The organism is Epilithonimonas sp. (assembly GCF_032055105.1).
Taxonomy (GTDB): domain Bacteria; phylum Bacteroidota; class Bacteroidia; order Flavobacteriales; family Weeksellaceae; genus Epilithonimonas.
Map to the genome: position 1 here is coordinate 83803 of NZ_DAMBRK010000014.1, position 16828 is coordinate 100630.

General features: G+C 35.6%; 9 protein-coding genes. All 9 read left to right on the forward strand.

Going from position 1 to position 16828, the window contains the following annotated elements:
• Position 1 precedes the first annotated feature (1 nt).
• The 9 genes from RTY06_RS12385 to RTY06_RS12425 all read left to right on the forward strand — a co-directional run bounded on the left by RTY06_RS12385 (position 2) and on the right by RTY06_RS12425 (position 16817).
• Positions 2-874, forward strand: a complete 873-nt coding sequence (locus RTY06_RS12385; RefSeq protein WP_051879935.1) for a M23 family metallopeptidase — start codon at positions 2-4, stop codon at positions 872-874.
• The gene (locus tag RTY06_RS12390) at positions 867-1574 is read left to right on the forward strand and encodes a hypothetical protein (RefSeq protein ID WP_034975922.1); all 708 of its coding nucleotides are present in this window, start codon (positions 867-869) and stop codon (positions 1572-1574) included. Before RTY06_RS12385 ends, RTY06_RS12390 begins: the two co-directional genes overlap by 8 nt.
• 17 nt (positions 1575-1591) lie before the next feature.
• Positions 1592-3574 carry a hypothetical protein gene (locus RTY06_RS12395; RefSeq protein ID WP_312825246.1) on the forward strand — a complete coding sequence of 661 codons (1983 nt, stop codon included), beginning with the start codon at positions 1592-1594 and terminating at the stop codon, positions 3572-3574.
• Positions 3575-3653: 79 nt separating this feature from the next.
• Positions 3654-4334 (forward strand): hypothetical protein, encoded by a 681-nt coding sequence (locus RTY06_RS12400; protein WP_034975921.1) that lies wholly within the window; start codon positions 3654-3656, stop codon positions 4332-4334.
• Positions 4331-9490 (forward strand): helicase-related protein, encoded by a 5160-nt coding sequence (locus tag RTY06_RS12405; RefSeq protein ID WP_042279187.1) that lies wholly within the window; start codon positions 4331-4333, stop codon positions 9488-9490. The genes RTY06_RS12400 and RTY06_RS12405 overlap by 4 nt, the downstream gene beginning before the upstream one ends.
• Positions 9491-9683: 193 nt before the next feature.
• Complete coding sequence (locus RTY06_RS12410) at positions 9684-10013, forward strand: DUF6660 family protein (RefSeq protein WP_072410597.1); 330 nt, start codon at positions 9684-9686, stop codon at positions 10011-10013.
• 159 nt (positions 10014-10172) lie between these two features.
• Positions 10173-14537, forward strand: coding sequence for a CusA/CzcA family heavy metal efflux RND transporter (locus tag RTY06_RS12415; RefSeq protein ID WP_081780193.1), 4365 nt, complete (start codon positions 10173-10175; stop codon positions 14535-14537).
• Between the two features lies 1 nt (position 14538).
• Positions 14539-15813: an efflux RND transporter periplasmic adaptor subunit gene (locus RTY06_RS12420; protein ID WP_028123472.1), complete on the forward strand. Its 1275-nt coding sequence runs from the start codon at positions 14539-14541 to the stop codon at positions 15811-15813.
• Positions 15814-15938: 125 nt separating this feature from the next.
• Positions 15939-16817, forward strand: a complete 879-nt coding sequence (locus RTY06_RS12425) for a bestrophin family protein (protein ID WP_028123473.1) — start codon at positions 15939-15941, stop codon at positions 16815-16817.
• The last annotated feature ends 11 nt before the right edge of the window (positions 16818-16828 follow it).

Consider the following 16828-nt stretch of genomic DNA (forward strand, 5'->3'; position numbering starts at 1 on the left):
AATGAAAAAACTAAAATACACATTTACATTGATGGCGCTGTTTTACAGCTGCTTATGCTTTGCCCAATTCAATACGATTACACCAACAATACCGAAAAAATCTGAAAATCCAAAGGTATCCGAAAAATCTAATATTGAAGATCCGGTAAAACAAAAGAAGGCTAAGAAATCTTGGAAGCAAGTTTTAAATATCACCACAAAATCAGATTTAAAAAATGAAACCAAAGGTTCGACGAAGTGGTTAACGAGTCAAATAGATTCACTGAAAACACTGATTAAAGAGTATAGCAGTGTAAAAGAAATACGAAAAAATGAGTTTGAAAAACTGAAAGATTCTTTGATGCTGCAAGCACAAAATAGAGTAGAAGAAACAAAGAAAGCATCAAAAAAACAAAACTTTTTTACAACGTATGATTTTGTAGACGAACCTGCAGCATCTTTTTCAAAAATTGTAATGCCTCTTAAAAACAAGATCACCATTACATCTTCTTATGGGACAAGAACTCATCCTATTTTCGGAACAAAAAAAACGCACAACGGCATCGACCTTAAAGCCAGTTATGAGAATGTCTATTCTGTAATGGATGGAATTGTTACAGCAACCGGTTGGGATTCTAAAGGCGGAGGGAATTTCATAAAGGTAAAACATTTTAACCGTTTCGAAACTTCCTATCTACATCTTTCAGAAATGTATTATCGAGCTGGAGAAATAGTAAAAGCTGGATTTGTCATCGGAAAAAGCGGGAATACCGGAAACTCCACAGGACCACATCTGCATTTTTCGGTGAAAGAATTCGGACAAAACATCAATCCTTCTCATTTTTTAAATGACCTCATAAAAGTAAACAATTTAATAGCAACATACAATGAATAACATAACCTTACCTACCGATGAACTGAAAAAATACGGAATTATTAATGAGGATAATTCTTTCTCTAAAAAGCTAAATATAGAGGATGTTCAGAAATTTCTGCAAGGATATACCATCGTTGCAGACCACGACAAAAACAGGGCGACTTTTCAGCTGACTGATAATAATACTAAACTGAAGGTCATCTTTTTGGAAAGAGATAAAAGTATTTCTGACATCCTCGAAAACAGTAAAAATAATATTCAATATACTGATGTCAAGAATGTTTCTAAATCTGAAAATGAACTGAGTTTCGAAAAAAAAGCTTTCATTTTTGACAAAGAGACCGAAAAAGTAGTTGAATTTGATTTCATTAAAAATGCAAGAGAATTGACCGCAATTATTGCAGATAAAAAAAATACAGAAGAACTTAACCGTTACATAGCAGAACTTCTAAAACTTAAATCTTTTCTGCAAGATAAAATTGTTCAGTTCCCAGAAATGGCAAAAGAAATTACGAATGATTTGAATATTGTATCCAAAGAATTTAATACAGTTGCTGGAATCTCTGAAAAGCAAAATCACTCTCAAAAGCAGGAAAAATCAGATTTACAACTAAATGTGAACGACCCTGATGTCTATCAGGATGCCAATCGAATGAGAGATGAGGAAAGCCAAGAGCAGGACGAGGAAATACCAAAGTCAAGAGGTTTTAGAAGATAGCTTAATAGGTGGAAAAAATGGAAGACAATCTAACCTGGTTTGATAAGAATATAGTTCCCAGAACGAAGGCTTATAAAAATTTTGTGAAGGAAATTGAAAACACTTCACCTGAACAGTTTTTTCGGGACGGAGAGAGGCTGTTTACCGATAGAGAGAAAAAGTTTATGGCAATTCATCAATCTAAGGGAAAAGAATTTATTCAAGGTTCAAATTTTACATTGAAAACATTTTTCAATTCAAATCAGGGTTTCCCTATTGAGGATAAATTTAATACTACCGCTGAATTAGTCAGATTTATTGAAAAGCAGCAACTAGCCAATAAACATTTGATTTTGCAAAATAACAGGGAGTCTACTGAAATTGCTATAAGTAATGAGTCCATAAAACAGAAATTTCTCTCTGATCTCTGGGCTCAGGAATTGGAGAAAAAAACTGATTTAAGTTCCGGATTGACCTATACGCAAATTGATGAAAAGCAAGCTCATCATTATCGAAATTATGAAGTTGAAGCTGTAAAGTTATCATTAGAAGGGGTTCATCAAATTGAAATGACTGATCTGGAAGAAAATGCAGACTTTTTTTCAGATGAAGGCTTTGAAGAAAATTTAACCCCTGCATCTGACCTTCCGGACGGCTGGACCTGGAACGATTACGATGATGGGAGTGGCTCGCTGAAGAGTCCAAGCGGTCATAGGTATTACAGCTATGATCTGCAAACTCAGGAATATACATTACCGTACGGTCGGCGAGAATGGACAGGTATGAGAGATTTTTATGATGCTCCAAAAAGTTTGAACGAATTCAAAAGCTATGTCGAAAACGACTTAAAAGCAAAAGCGGTGCAAAATAATCTTTATCCGAAACTTTCCGAAGAGAAAAAAAATGATATTCTCAAATACAGGATCTTTATGAAAGAAAACGAATTCATACTGGAGAACTTGCAGATCACAGCGAGCCAAAGAAAAGCTTATTCAGAGAAAATGGAATTCGGAACAACAGATGGAGATTATTCTCTTACAAAGGCACAAATGGACACAATCCCAAATGTTATTGATGGTCATACGTTGTCAAAAAATGACAAATACGAATTGGCTTTCGGCCTATTGGAAAAACAGCTATATGGGGAATCCTACGAATTATTGGATAGCGGTGAAATTCTAAAAAATTATCTGGATGAAAATGTTTTTTCAAGAAACAGAATATTAACAATGAATGATATAAAATTTAACAATCAAACCCCAAACATTATGGAAACACAGAACGAATATGAACCATCTCAGTATCCGAAATTTCAATTAAAATATCTTGGTTTCGGAGAAGGAGAACAACTGCACAAAGATTTAGAAAACGGAATTAATGCTCCCGAAAAAGAGTTCGAAATTAAAACCACTTCCGACAAAACGATGCCCGGAAATGAAATGGAATTCACGTTAAAATTCAATAAGATAGAAAATGGAAGTGTCTTTATGAATTTTTATAATGCTAAACTCACTAAAGCAAATGGCGACGTTATCTCCCACAATTTTCCTGTTAACAGGGTGAATACATTTACTGCTAAAGAAGCAGTCAACCTTTTGGAAGGGCGTACGGTAAAAATACAATTTCACAATCCGAAAACAGAAAAAATAGAACCTGCATTTGCCAAACTGAATTTTAACGAACCCAAAACCGAAAAAGGAAATTACAATTTCCAGAATTTTTACAAAAATTATGGAGTTGATACGGCTCAGATCGTAGAAAAATCCAAACTGATCTTCGATAAGCCGGAATGGAAGGAAAGTACCATAAAATCTTTGGAAAAAGGAAATATCGTGAAGGTAAAATTTGAATTGGATGATAAAGTAATAGAAGGCAAAGCGGTGCTGAATCCGCAATACAAAAATCTGAATCTGTATGATTCTGATATGAACAGAATCAATACCAACAAGCCTTTAGAAGGTTTGGAACAAGACAACAAGCACGAAAAAAATAACGTGAAAGAACAAAGTATTAAACGATAGATAACACTTACAACCAATCATTTATTTCCCAGCGGTAAGTCAAATTAATTAGGCTGCCGCTTTTTTAAACCCTATATCTATGAAAAAACTTTTAATACTACCCAGCTTGTTTTTTCTTTTTGTAAGCACTTCCTGCCACAAAGAAATCAAATCCGAAAAAGGAGGAATCGATGTTGTCTCCAATGTATATTTTGATGTTTCCAAAAATCTGAACAATATCCAAAGTTTTCATTTGTCAAGCCTTAATTATTCAGGAGATTCCATAATAGAAAGGATTCCGGATGTTGATGCTCCCGAAATAACCCAACAGATTTATTTCATTAAAGATTCATTGTGCTATACTATTGAAAATGAAAATCCCGGCAAAATTATTCTGTCAGACATCATAAAGAAACAAAAGCCGCTTTCGGTTGAAAAGAAAAAAGGAGGAACATTGTTTTCTCAGGAAAAAATCCCCAATTACAGAAACAGAAAAAATCTGAATGATACGGTTTTGTTTAAGAAAAAATACAAACGATTTGAAATCAACTCACCTTGGATGTACACCCGGTTTTACATTTATCCAACGGATACTATTTTACCGTACTCTATTTACAAACACGCGGAAAAGGACTACCACGGAAGGCTCGAAAGGATTGATTCTTACAATAAAAAGACGGACATATTCGTGACGCTTCAATTAATATCAAGAAAAAACTGGGACAGTGAAGCCAAAGAAATTTTTGAATTTAACCACTTCATAAAAAACAGAAAAAAGTGAAAGATGAAGATTTTTTTAATGAGATAAATGATGACATTTCTGTAGTTGAAGGAAATAAAAAGGAACTTATTGTTTTCACAAACAGTAAGGATATGCTTTCATTCTTGGAGCTTCTTCAATTGAACAAGCAAGTCAATAATAGAACAATTATTACCTTAAATTCCGGTTCCAATAGCAAAAAGTTCCTCAATAGATACCAGAATTATGATGGCAAAATGTTTTTATGTCTGAGCGGGGACAGAACAGGAAATGCAATAACCAGAAAAATTCTTACAGAATTTAATGGCAAAAATATCAAAGACGTTCGTCCGTTGTATGAAATTTCTGAAAATGGGAATCAAGACCTGACCGAATATTTAGAGAATAAACTCAATTTTCAAGATAAAAATACTAATTTAGTTGAACCAAAAATTTCTGAAAATGAAAGCAATGCAATTGAATCCGGAACAACATCCGATCCTCAGCAAGTGGGAAACGGAACACCTGAACAAAACACTGGAGAACTTGGCTCAAAAATCCAATCCGAGCAAAACGGAAGTTACGAAAGCGGACAAGCAGTGGGCAGCAACAATGCTGGAAATGGACTTGCAGGCACAGAACGGAGCGATTTGGGAAACCGAAACCGAGGAAGAGGATCCAATGGAGGAACACAACCGCAAAATGATGAAAAAAATGAGGGAAGAGAATATTCCTTGGGCGGAATCGTATCCGGGAGAGCTATATCCGATAGAAGAAGATCCGATAGAAGACCTTCCGAGGTAAGTGAAAATTCAACAAATAAGGTAGAGCTAGATGTTCTCATTTCAAAATATAAAGGGCGAAAACTTAATAATGAACAAGTTGCGGAAGTAGTTTCTGCAGCTTGTTTTGTTTCTAATGACAACAGAATTCTTCTCAAAGAAAATCTGAAAGTCACGGATGATTTAAAAGAAATCTGCAATCAATTCCAAAGTGGCGGAACCGCAAAAGAAGGCAGAGGGATTTTAGATGAATATTACACACAAGATAAAATTGTCGATGCAGTCCGCAATTTAATCAAAGACCATTTCAAAACTCAAAAAGAAATTTCTGTTTTAGAACCCAGCGTTGGTACAGGAAATTTTATCTATGCCACTCGCGAATTATCTGTAAATTCTAAAATTACAGGCTTTGAAATCAACGAAACCACGGCGAAAATTGCAAAAATTCTACATCCCGAAGTCGAGATCAACCTTCGTTCGTTTGAAACTGAATTTATTGATGACAGAGGTAATAAAAAAGACTCAAAAGATTTTTCAGAAAGATATGATTTGGTCATCGGAAATCCGCCTTATGGCGAACATCGTGGGCTTTACAAAGGATTAGGCGAAGAACCTAAAATTTCAAAATACGAAGATTATTTTGTTAAACGGTCATTAGATTCTTTGAAACCCAACGGCGTTTTGGCGATGGTTCTTCCATCAGGTTGGCTCAACCGACAAAAGAATTTACAGAATGCTAGTGTTTTGGAAGGTTTCCGTTTACCCAATGGCGCTTTTGCAGGAACACAAATCGGAACGGATATTATCATTCTCAAAAAAAACAATCACCAGATTTCTGCGGATATTTCCAAATATTTTGAAAATAATCACACAAGAGTTCTCGGGGAAAACCGTGAGAAAACCAATCGTTTTGGGCGTTTGGAAAATTATATCCACGGAAATTTGGATGAAGCTCTCTTTAAGATTGAACAATTTAAAAATAAAAAAGAAACCGAGAGAATCGGAAATCTTTTTGAAGATTTGTTTTTAGAAAATACTGAGTCCAATTCTGTTACAAAAGTTCCTGTAAAAAAAGAAATTATTGCGGAGAAAATAGATGAGTTGAATTTAACAGAAACTCAAGAAAAAATTGAATTGGTACTTTCTAAACTCAATAACATCAAGTTTAAATCTCCCACCATTACGACTGAAATAAGAAAGTATGAAAAACTGCGCGAAGATTTAATCACAAAACCAGCATCGTTTTCAGAAGAAAAATTAAAAGAATTGATAGAAAAAAGTGATAGAATAATTTCTATTCACAATACGAGAACTGAGAAGGAATATAAAGTCCAAACGGAGCCTTCCATAAAGAAAGGAATTTTAAAATATCAATTCTCCAAACAGGATGAAATTGTAAATACTTCCTTGCAAAATAGTTCAAACATTACGAAAGAACAAATTGAAGCATTCAGAGATACATCTTACGATGGAACGCTCAACAATCACGAAAAACATTCCAAATTTTCAAATTATTCTGATGGAGTTTGGATTCACGATTTTTATTATGCAGAAGGAAATATTTATGCGAAGTTAGAGCAGCTCGAAAAAGATTTTGCAGATAAAAATGCTGTTGGTGGAACGGAAAATCAGTACGAAAAACAAAAAGCATTATTAGAAAATGTTCTACCAAAAGCGAAATCTTTAGATGAAATTTATATCAGTCCGAACCACGAGTTCGTGCACAAATTTGAGTTAGGCCAAATAGAAAAAGACCAATATAATCATATTACAAAACGTACCGAATCAGTCATTGTAGATTACAATCTTGCGGAAAGATTCAAAGACTTTGTAGGCACTTTGTCAAGTGAAGCCTTTGCGGGTTCTTCAGCTTGGGAAGTGCGAAGCTTTGTAGATAATGAAACGGTTACAGGAAGCGATAAAGAGCGAAATGCGTTAGTCAGAGAAAGACGAAAAGCTGCTGCGAATGATTTGTTTTACAAATTTGTACGTGAAGAATTATCAGATGACATTAGAACTCGTTTTGTAAAAGATTTTAACCGCAATTACAATAACATCCACGTTCCGGATTATTCTAAATTCCCATTGTTTTCAAAGATTCATAAGAATTTCAAAGGAAAGGAATTTAGATTAGCAGAGGTTCAGAAGGCGGGAATCGGAAGACAGACCACAAAAGGCGTAGGACTTTTAGCGCACGAAGTGGGTTATGGAAAAACATTGTCCGGAATCCTTTCAATGCACGAAGCAATGGAAAGAGGAAATGCGAAAAGACCAATCATCGTAGTTCCGAATGACAGCATTATGAAACAATGGGTGGAAACGATTTTTGAAACGATTCCCAACGCGAAAGTTAATGTTTTAGGGAATTTGGGGAAAGATTATGACCTTTCAAAATTTGATAATAAAGACGGAGAAATAACCATCGTTACTTATGAAGGTTTTAACAATATTGGATTTTCATCAGAAATAACCGAAGAACTTTCGTCAAAATTCAGTTACATCTCTGCAAGTGAAATGAAGGGCGTTACCAATACCGAAAGAGACCTCCAAATTGAGTTTCAGAAAGAAAAGGAGATTGAGGGAAAAATGAAGCGTGGTAAAATCTATGACTGGGAAGATTTTGGATTCGACCATTTGACTTACGACGAAGTTCACAATGCCAATCATATTGTAGGAAAAGTAAAAATTGAGGACCGAAGATTTGCGTCCGATTTTAGAAGTCAAAACCAACAGACTTCCAAACTGGGAATCAATACCTGGATGGCAGCTCAGTACATTCAAGACAAAAACGACGGAAGAAATGTGACCTTGCTTTCCGCAACGCCTTTTACCAACAAGCCTTTGGAATATTATTCCATTCTTTCTTTAATAGCAAATAAAAGATTAGAAGAATCGGGATATTTCAACGTCAATACTTTCTTCGAGACCTTTATGGAAGCGGATAATGATATGGAAATTGATGCAAAGGGTGATGTGAAATTTAAAGCCAACGTTCGGAGATTTAAAAATAATTCGCTGTTTCAACAATTACTTTCGGAATTCATTGATATAAAAGGAGAAGAAGACAATCCTGAATTAATTCGTCCCAACAAAATTAACAAAGAATATAAAATTGAACAGAATGATCTCACAAGAGAACAGTATGAGCTGCTCAATGAAAATTTCAGTGAGACTGAAAAAGGAGCAATTTTAACACATATTCTCAATGCCAGATTGATTGCTATTTCACCGTATTTATCGCCATTTTATGATGGCGAAGAACCTTCAATAAAAAAATTCATAGAAAATTCTCCGAAGTTAAAAGACACGATGGATTTGATAAGGCAGAACAAAAAAGATCTTCCTGACTCAGGACAAATTGTGTATTCTGAATTAGCAGTTGCTCAGTTTCCAAAAATAAAAGAATATCTCATAACAGAAATTGGTTACAAACCCGAAGAAATCGGAATCATTACCGGGGCGACCAATAAAAACCAAAGAATTTCTATTCAAAATGATTTTAATGAAGGAAAAATAAAAGTAGTTATTGGAAGTGAAGCCATTCAGGAAGGAATGAACCTTCAGGAAAACACAACCGATGTTTATATGCTTACGTTGCCATATAATTTTACGTCACTCCGACAAGTGGAAGGACGAGCCTGGAGGCAAGGAAACAAGAACGAAAATGTGCGGGTTAATTTTATGCTGACCAATGACAGTATTGATGTGTTTATGCTTCAAAAACTGCAATCCAAACAGGCAAGATATTTAGAAGCAATGAAAAAAGGAGCCGATGTTTTGGATATTTCAGACATCAGGACTCAAGAATTAAAAACCTCCATCATTACCAATCCCGAAACCAGAGCCAATATCGAAATCGAACTCATTAAAAAGAAGATTGAAAGTGAAAAAAATAAACATTTGGCCGATAGTGCATTTGTTCTGAGAAAATATGAAGATGTTTTGAAAGTAAAAGAATTGGTAACCCAAGCCGAGCATTCATATAATAGAATTGAAGGCTATTCGAAAAATGGCGATGCAAATGCTGAATATTGGGCAACCCAATTACCATCATATCAAAAAACAATTGAACTTCATAAAGTTCAAGTACAAGAAGTAATTGAAAATTTAGCTCAGAAAGGAATAGATGTTACTCAAATTGAATATCAAACCAAAATGACTGAAGATAAAATTGCGGAACTGGATAAAAAGCTGGAAGAGCTTCCAGCAGTTAGAGAAAATTTAGTAGTTCAATACAGAATAGAAAAAGAGGAACAGCTTAAAGCGAATGAAAATAGAAATTATGTGAGAGAAAGAGCGAGGGAAAATACAGTTTTATATAACAATTTAACAACAGTAGATTTTATAGATAAAGTATTAAACCAAAAAGAGAATATTTACTTAGATAATTTTCAGAATGTTGTCCGAAGAAGGTAGTTATTTATTTGTATATAGCTTAGTAAGATATATTTATATTGATTGTTTAGTACGGATTATTAAAAGAGATTTGTGCTTTGTAAGATACTGTAGTATAAATAATTTTTTTTAAAAGTCTTGTTAGTAATAAATTTTAAAAAAATAGATAAAATTTAATATATATTTATAAATATAAAATAATTAACTTTGTCGCATGAATTTTCTAAGATTGCTTTTTACAGTCTACTTCATGGCATTATCATTAATGCCATGCATGGATGTTGCAAAAGCGCAATCAAAAAATGAAAATGTATCATATTCCTATATAAAATCTGAGCAAAACGATGCTCATTCAAAAACAGATTCTTGTTCTCCTTTTTGTTATTGTAATTGCTGCAGAATCAGCGTTACTTCGCTCAAAATAAATCCTGTTTTAGAATATCGTAAACAGATAAAAGAGTACTATTCTAAAAAAATTCTTTTCATAAAGAATGACTTTGCATATTTGGTGTACGATCAGATATGGCAACCTCCTAAAATATAATTTTTGTTAATCAGACGGAAGAATTGTCTTTCGTCAAAACAGTTATGGAAACATTGCAATAGCATTGCGTTGTATTCTTACTCATTTTTGTCGCTCGATTTTTAGAACAAATAGTTGTTCCAAAAGGTAGTTGTGACATTCAATAAAAATTATATTCTCATGTTAGATAAAATCATAAGATTTAGCATCAAGAACAAGATTGTCATTGGTATAATGACCTTGTTGTTGATTATTTGGGGAGTTTGGAGCGCAACCAAACTTCCGATCGATGCCACACCCGACATCACCAACAATCAGGTTCAAATAATCACGGTATGTCCTACTTTGGCCGGTCAGGAAGTTGAACAGTTGGTGACATTCCCTATAGAACAGAGTATTGCTAATGTTCCTGATATTGAGGAGACCAGAAGTATTTCACGATTCGGTTTGTCTGTAATCACTGTTGTATTTAAAGAAGAGGTTGACGTTTATTTTGCCCGCCAATTGATCAGTGAAAAGCTGAAGCAGGCTGCTGAAGAAATTCCAAAAGGAATTGGCACACCAGAGTTGGCTCCGGTAAGTACAGGACTTGGGGAAGTATATCAATACATCCTTCATCCAAAGAAAGGAAGTGAGAAAAAATACGATTCCAAAGAACTTCGTACAATGCAGGACTGGATCGTTCGAAGACAGCTTAATGGTACTCCCGGAGTTGCAGAGATTAACAGCTTCGGAGGACAGCTAAAACAATATGAGGTCGCTGTTAACCCTGATCGTCTACGAGCGATGGGAGTTAGTATTTCTGATATTTTTGCAGCTCTTGAAAAAAATAATCAGAACACAGGCGGAGCCTACATTGACAAAAAGCCTAATGCTTATTTTATCCGTGGAATTGGACTTGTGACCTCTCTTGAAGATGTTGGGAATGTTGTAGTTAAAAATGAAACAGGGAGTGTGCCTATATTCATTAAAGATGTTGCTGAGGTTCGTTTGGGAAGTGCGGTTCGATATGGTGCCATGACATTTAATGGTGAGGTGGATGCTGTAGGTGGAGTGGTGATGATGCTTAAAGGTGCTAATAGTAATGAGGTAGTGCAATTAATCAAAGAAAAAATACCAACTATTCAAAAATCTTTACCTACTGATGTGATTATTGAGCCTTATTTAGACAGAACTAATCTAGTTGGCAGAGCTATTGATACTGTCGAGAAAAATCTTATCGAAGGAGCGTTGATAGTGATTTTTGTGCTGGTAGTATTTCTCGGTAATTTACGAGCCGGTCTTATTGTGGCATCTGCCATTCCGTTGTCCTTACTCTTTGCTTTGGGAATGATGAACGTTTTCGGAGTAAGTGCCAACTTAATGAGTTTAGGGGCGATTGATTTTGGATTAATTGTCGACGGAGCTGTTATTATTGTTGAAGCGACTCTTCATCACTTAGGATTGCGGAAAACAACACGTCTTCTTACCCAGTCTGAGATGGATGAAGAGGTATTTCTTTCAGCTTCTAAAATCAGAAGCAGCGCAGCATTTGGGGAGATTATTATTTTGATTGTCTACATTCCTATTTTAACGTTAGTAGGTGTTGAGGGTAAGATGTTTACTCCGATGGCTAAAACTGTAGGTTTTGCAATCTTTGGTGCATTGATATTATCATTGACCTATATTCCAATGATGAGTGCACTTTTTTTATCGAAGAAAATCTCGCATAAAGAAAATTTCTCAGATAAAATGATGAACCGACTCCAAAAAATCTATCAACCTCTACTAGAGAAAGCTTTAAAAGTAAAATATTGGTTAGTAAGTGTTACTGTTGCATTATTTGCAGTTTCATTATTTATATTTGGAAGAATGGGGGGCGAGTTTATCCCTCAACTCCAAGAAGGTGATTTTGCTTTTCACTGTATTCTTCCACAGGGAAGTTCATTAAGTCAGAGTATTGAAACCTCTATGCAGGCCTCCAGGCTGATCAAGCAGTTTGACGAAGTTAAAATGGTTGTAGGGAAGACCGGTGCTGCTGAAGTGCCTACTGATCCAATGCCTCCTGAAGCTACTGATATGATGGTGATCTTAAAACCGCAAAGTGAATGGAAAACAAAAAAATCATATGATGAATTAGCAGATGAGATCTCTGAAAAGCTTGAAGCTATTCCCGGGGTATTTTTCGAAAAAAATCAACCGATCCAGATGCGTTTCAATGAGTTGATGACAGGAATCAGACAAGATGTAGCGGTTAAAATTTTCGGTGAAAATTTAGATTCTTTAGCGATATATGCGGATAAAACAGCAAAAATTATTCAGTCTGTTAATGGTGCGAGTGCTCCACAGATCGAACGTGTTAGTGGTCTTCCGCAAATTAATGTTGAATATGACCGCACAAGAATGGCTAATTACGGGCTGAATATTAAAGACGTAAATACTGCTGTAAGTACTGCTTTTGCAGGTCAGGCTGCAGGTCAGGTATTTGAGAATGAAAGAAGGTTTGATCTGGTGGTTCGTTTGGATAGTTTACATAGAACCAGTATTGATGATGTCAACAATCTGATGGTGTCTACGAAGACAGGAATACAGATCCCGCTTTCACAGGTGTCCAATATCAATTATAAACTTGGCCCCGCACAGATTAGTCGTGAGGCAGGTAAAAGGAGAATCGTCATTGGTTTTAACGTAAAAGGCCGAGATGTAGAAAGTGTAGTAGAAGAAATCCAGCAGAAGCTTAATAAAGAAAAATTACCATCAGGATATTATTATACATATGGCGGACAATTTGAGAATCTTAAAGCTGCCAGTAAACGACTGACCATTGCTGTACCTGTATCATTATTTTTGATCTTTATGCTGTTATATTTTACTTTTGGTTCGCTAAAGCAGGCTGCCTTGATCTTTACGGCAATTCCAATGAGTGCTATCGGCGGTATATTCGCGTTAATGCTTCGCGGTATGCCTTTTAGTATCAGCGCGGGAATTGGGTTTATTGCATTATTTGGTGTAGCGGTACTTAATGGTATTGTGTTGATCGGAACATTTAACGAGTTAGAGAAGGAAGGTGAAACCAATATTTTAAAACGTGTGATGGAAGGAACTAAAACTCGTCTGAGACCTGTTTTAATGACAGCCACAGTCGCATCATTAGGATTTTTACCTATGGCAATTTCAACCGGAGCCGGGGCAGAAGTTCAGAAACCTTTGGCGACCGTTGTAATCGGGGGACTGGTTACAGCAACTTTCTTGACTCTTTTTGTTTTACCGATGTTATACATTATCTTCAGTACTAAACTAAAAATCAAAAAGCCTTCAGGTAATAAGCCACTGACAGCGGTTTTAGTTTTAGGTTTTTTATTCATTGGACAGACCTTTAACGCACAACAAGGTACCCCTGTTACAGTTGAGGAAGCTACGAGCATCGCATTGACCAACAATAATTTAATGCGGTCGAAAGATTTGGATATTAAAGTAACAGAGGCACTGAAACCTACTGCTAAAGAACTTCCAAAAATGAGTTTAGATGCTCAGTTAGGCCAATACAACAGTAAAAAATTCGATCAATCTTTTTCTATATCTCAAAGTATTCCGTTTCCAACATTGTTTAAAGCAAGAAGAGAACTTATCGCTGAACAGATCAAAGGAAAGCAGATCAATAAGGAGATTTCGGTCAACGAACTTGCAAGACAGGTTAGGACCTATTACTATCAGATCGAATATCTGCAATTTAACCAGTCAAAATTAAAAAATCTGGATAGTTTATATCAGGATTTTATAAGAATTGCTACGGTCAGATTTAAATCAGGAGATATTAAAAAGATAGAGATCAATACTGCAGAAACTCAGAAAGGGGAGATCAATTTGTTGTTGAAGCAAAATGAAGTTTATTTGAATAATGCATACAAAAACTTAAAAACCTTATTGAATACTTCGGGAGACATCTCGGTTCCTTATAACACAAATTATGAGCCCCTGAAAGCTAATTATGTATTTGACAGCGCGTCAATAGCGAATCATCCAACAGTAAGGTCTTACTATCAGGAGATGACCATAGCAGAAAAAAATAAAAACGTTGAAAGGTCTCTGGGCCTACCTGATTTCAGTATAGGTTACACCAATCAGTCTTTAATCGGTACCCAGACGATCAATGGTATGGATCGGAATTTTAATGCGGGAAATAGATTTCACGCAGCAACTATTGGCGTTACGATTCCCCTGACTTTCGGTGCTACAAAAGCGAGAATGCAATCTTGGGAGTTCCAAAAGCAAGTAGCGGAATCTAATGCAAAATTACAGCAAAAACAGCTGGAAGCGCAACTGGAAAACGCTTTGAATCAATATCAGCAGGATGTAGAGCAATATAATTATTATATTAATCAGGCTATACCCAATGCTGAGAAAATAGCTAAAGCCGGACAATTGGGATATAAAACAGGAGAAATTTCCTACGTTGAATATCTTTTTGCGCTTCAGACTTCTACCAATATTCAATTAAAGTATCTCGAATCGATTCAACAGGTTAATCAATCTGTTATTACCATTAATTCTATCATAAACAAATAAAATGAAAATTAAATATAATATAGTATCTACGCTGTTAATTTCTTTTTTAGTCTTAAGCTGTGGAAAAAAAGAAGCCTCTGAGGAAACGGAAGTAAAAGCAAAAACCGAACAGGTAGAGGAGGCTCATGAAGAGGCACCGCAAACGATCGCGGCATTAACAGAAGAACAAATGAAAGCAGTCGGAATCTCCTTAGGTAAAATTGAGATGAAAGATCTGACCTCACTTGTTAAAGCCAATGGTGTATTGAGTGTTCCCAACAATAGAAAAGCTACCGTTACCTCTCTGTATGGTGGGGTGATTAAGACATTAAATGTACAGATAGGAGATCATGTGAGGAAAGGGCAGGTAATTGCATCAATCAATAATCCCGAGTATATTCAGCTTCAGGAGCAATATCTTACAGTGAACAGCAGGATCGCGTTTGCTGAACAGGAATATAGAAGGCAACGTGAACTATTTGATAATGATGCCGGAGCAAAAAAGAATCTGCAAAGCTCTGATGCTGAATTAAAAAGTTTAAGAACCCAAAGATCATCACTACAGAGACAGCTCCAGCTTATGGGGATCAGCCCGGGTAAAGTAAGCAATGGTAATCTACGATCTGGGTTGGTTATAACTTCACCGATCAGTGGAACCGTAAGCAGTATCAATGCGCAGATTGGAAGTTATGTTGATGTGGCATCACCAGTTCTTGATATTATTGATAATAGTTCTATCCATTTAGATCTTCAGGTTTTTGAAAAGGATCTACCTAAAATGAAAGTTGGACAAACTGTACAGTTTAAGCTGACCAATAATCCGGAAACTTTGTATAACGCTACCGTATTTAGTATCGGGTCGTCATTCGAAAATGAGAGTAAAACGATCTCTGTACATGCGAGTGTTACAGGAAATAAAGTGGGGTTGATCGATGGGATGAATGTTACCGGAATGGTAAGCCTTGGAAACTCAAGCACCGCTGCCGTTCCTGATGAAGCAATCGTGGAAGCTGACGGTAAATTCTATGTTTTCATACAGACTTCTAAAAAGCCTGAAGAACATGCTGAAGAGGAAGAAGGGGGTGAGAAAGAGGAAGGTACAAAAGAGGCAGCGCATACCAAGAATCAAGGAAAAACATTGAATTTTGAGAAAATAGAAATTGTTAAAGGTTCTTCAGATCTAGGTTATACTGCAATCACTCCAGTGACCAAAATTGCACCTGATACAAACATTGTGGTAAAAGGTGCATTCTTCGTCAATGCTAAATTATCTAATTCAGGAGGGCATGAAGATTAGATTTATTATTACGAAAGCCTTTATATAAAAGTTTCAGCTGTAATAAAAAATAACATTATGCTACGAATCGAATTAAATCGTGAACTACGTATCATAATGTTATATCAAATCTATAAACAAAAGTTATGTTACTAAACAAGAAAATTTCAATCTGGTATTTTATTGATCAAATTAAAAGCCAAATATTACTGATTGTTATACTTGCTGTAGGTATAGGTTTGTTGGATCTGCATCCTATTTTCAAAAAAATATCAATTCCATTAAGCATTCCCGCAATTTTAGGAACTGCTGTATCACTGCTACTTGCATTTAGGACGGCGCAGTCATACGAGAGATGGTGGGAAGCAAGAACCGTTTGGGGTGCTATTGTTAATGATTCCAGGTCTCTTATCCGATTAATTATTCAGTTCATTCCTCAGGATAGTGCGGACGTTAAAATATTTGCAGAAAGACAAATCGTATGGGTCTATGCGTTAGGCGAAGCATTAAGAAAACAGCCTTTTTCCGGTAAAGTAGGGGAGTATTTGAATATGCATCAGATTAACGCTGTTAATATACCCAATGCAATTTTGGATGAACATTCTTATCACTTAAGACAAATAGCCGAAAAAGGATTGGTATCAGATTTCAAGGAGGTTCAGCTTAACGAAGTTCTCATGAGGCTGTGTGACAATATGGGAAAATGTGAAAGATTGAAAAATACGGTATTTCCACGTGCCTATAGTATTTTACTGCATACTCTTATATATGTTTTTGCTTTTATACTCCCTTTCGGATTGGAAGATTCCCAGCTCACCTTGGAAATTATTACAACGATCACTATTCCTCTGCTATTTATAGCCATTGAGAAAACAGCAATCATCATGCAGGATCCTTTCGAGAATACTCCTGTGGATACGCCAATGACATCTATTGCACAAACTATAGAAATCAATATTTTACAGATGATCAAAGAAAATGATATTCCTGTTAAAAAAGAAAATAATACTTACTTCGAAATGTAGAGTCAATCTAG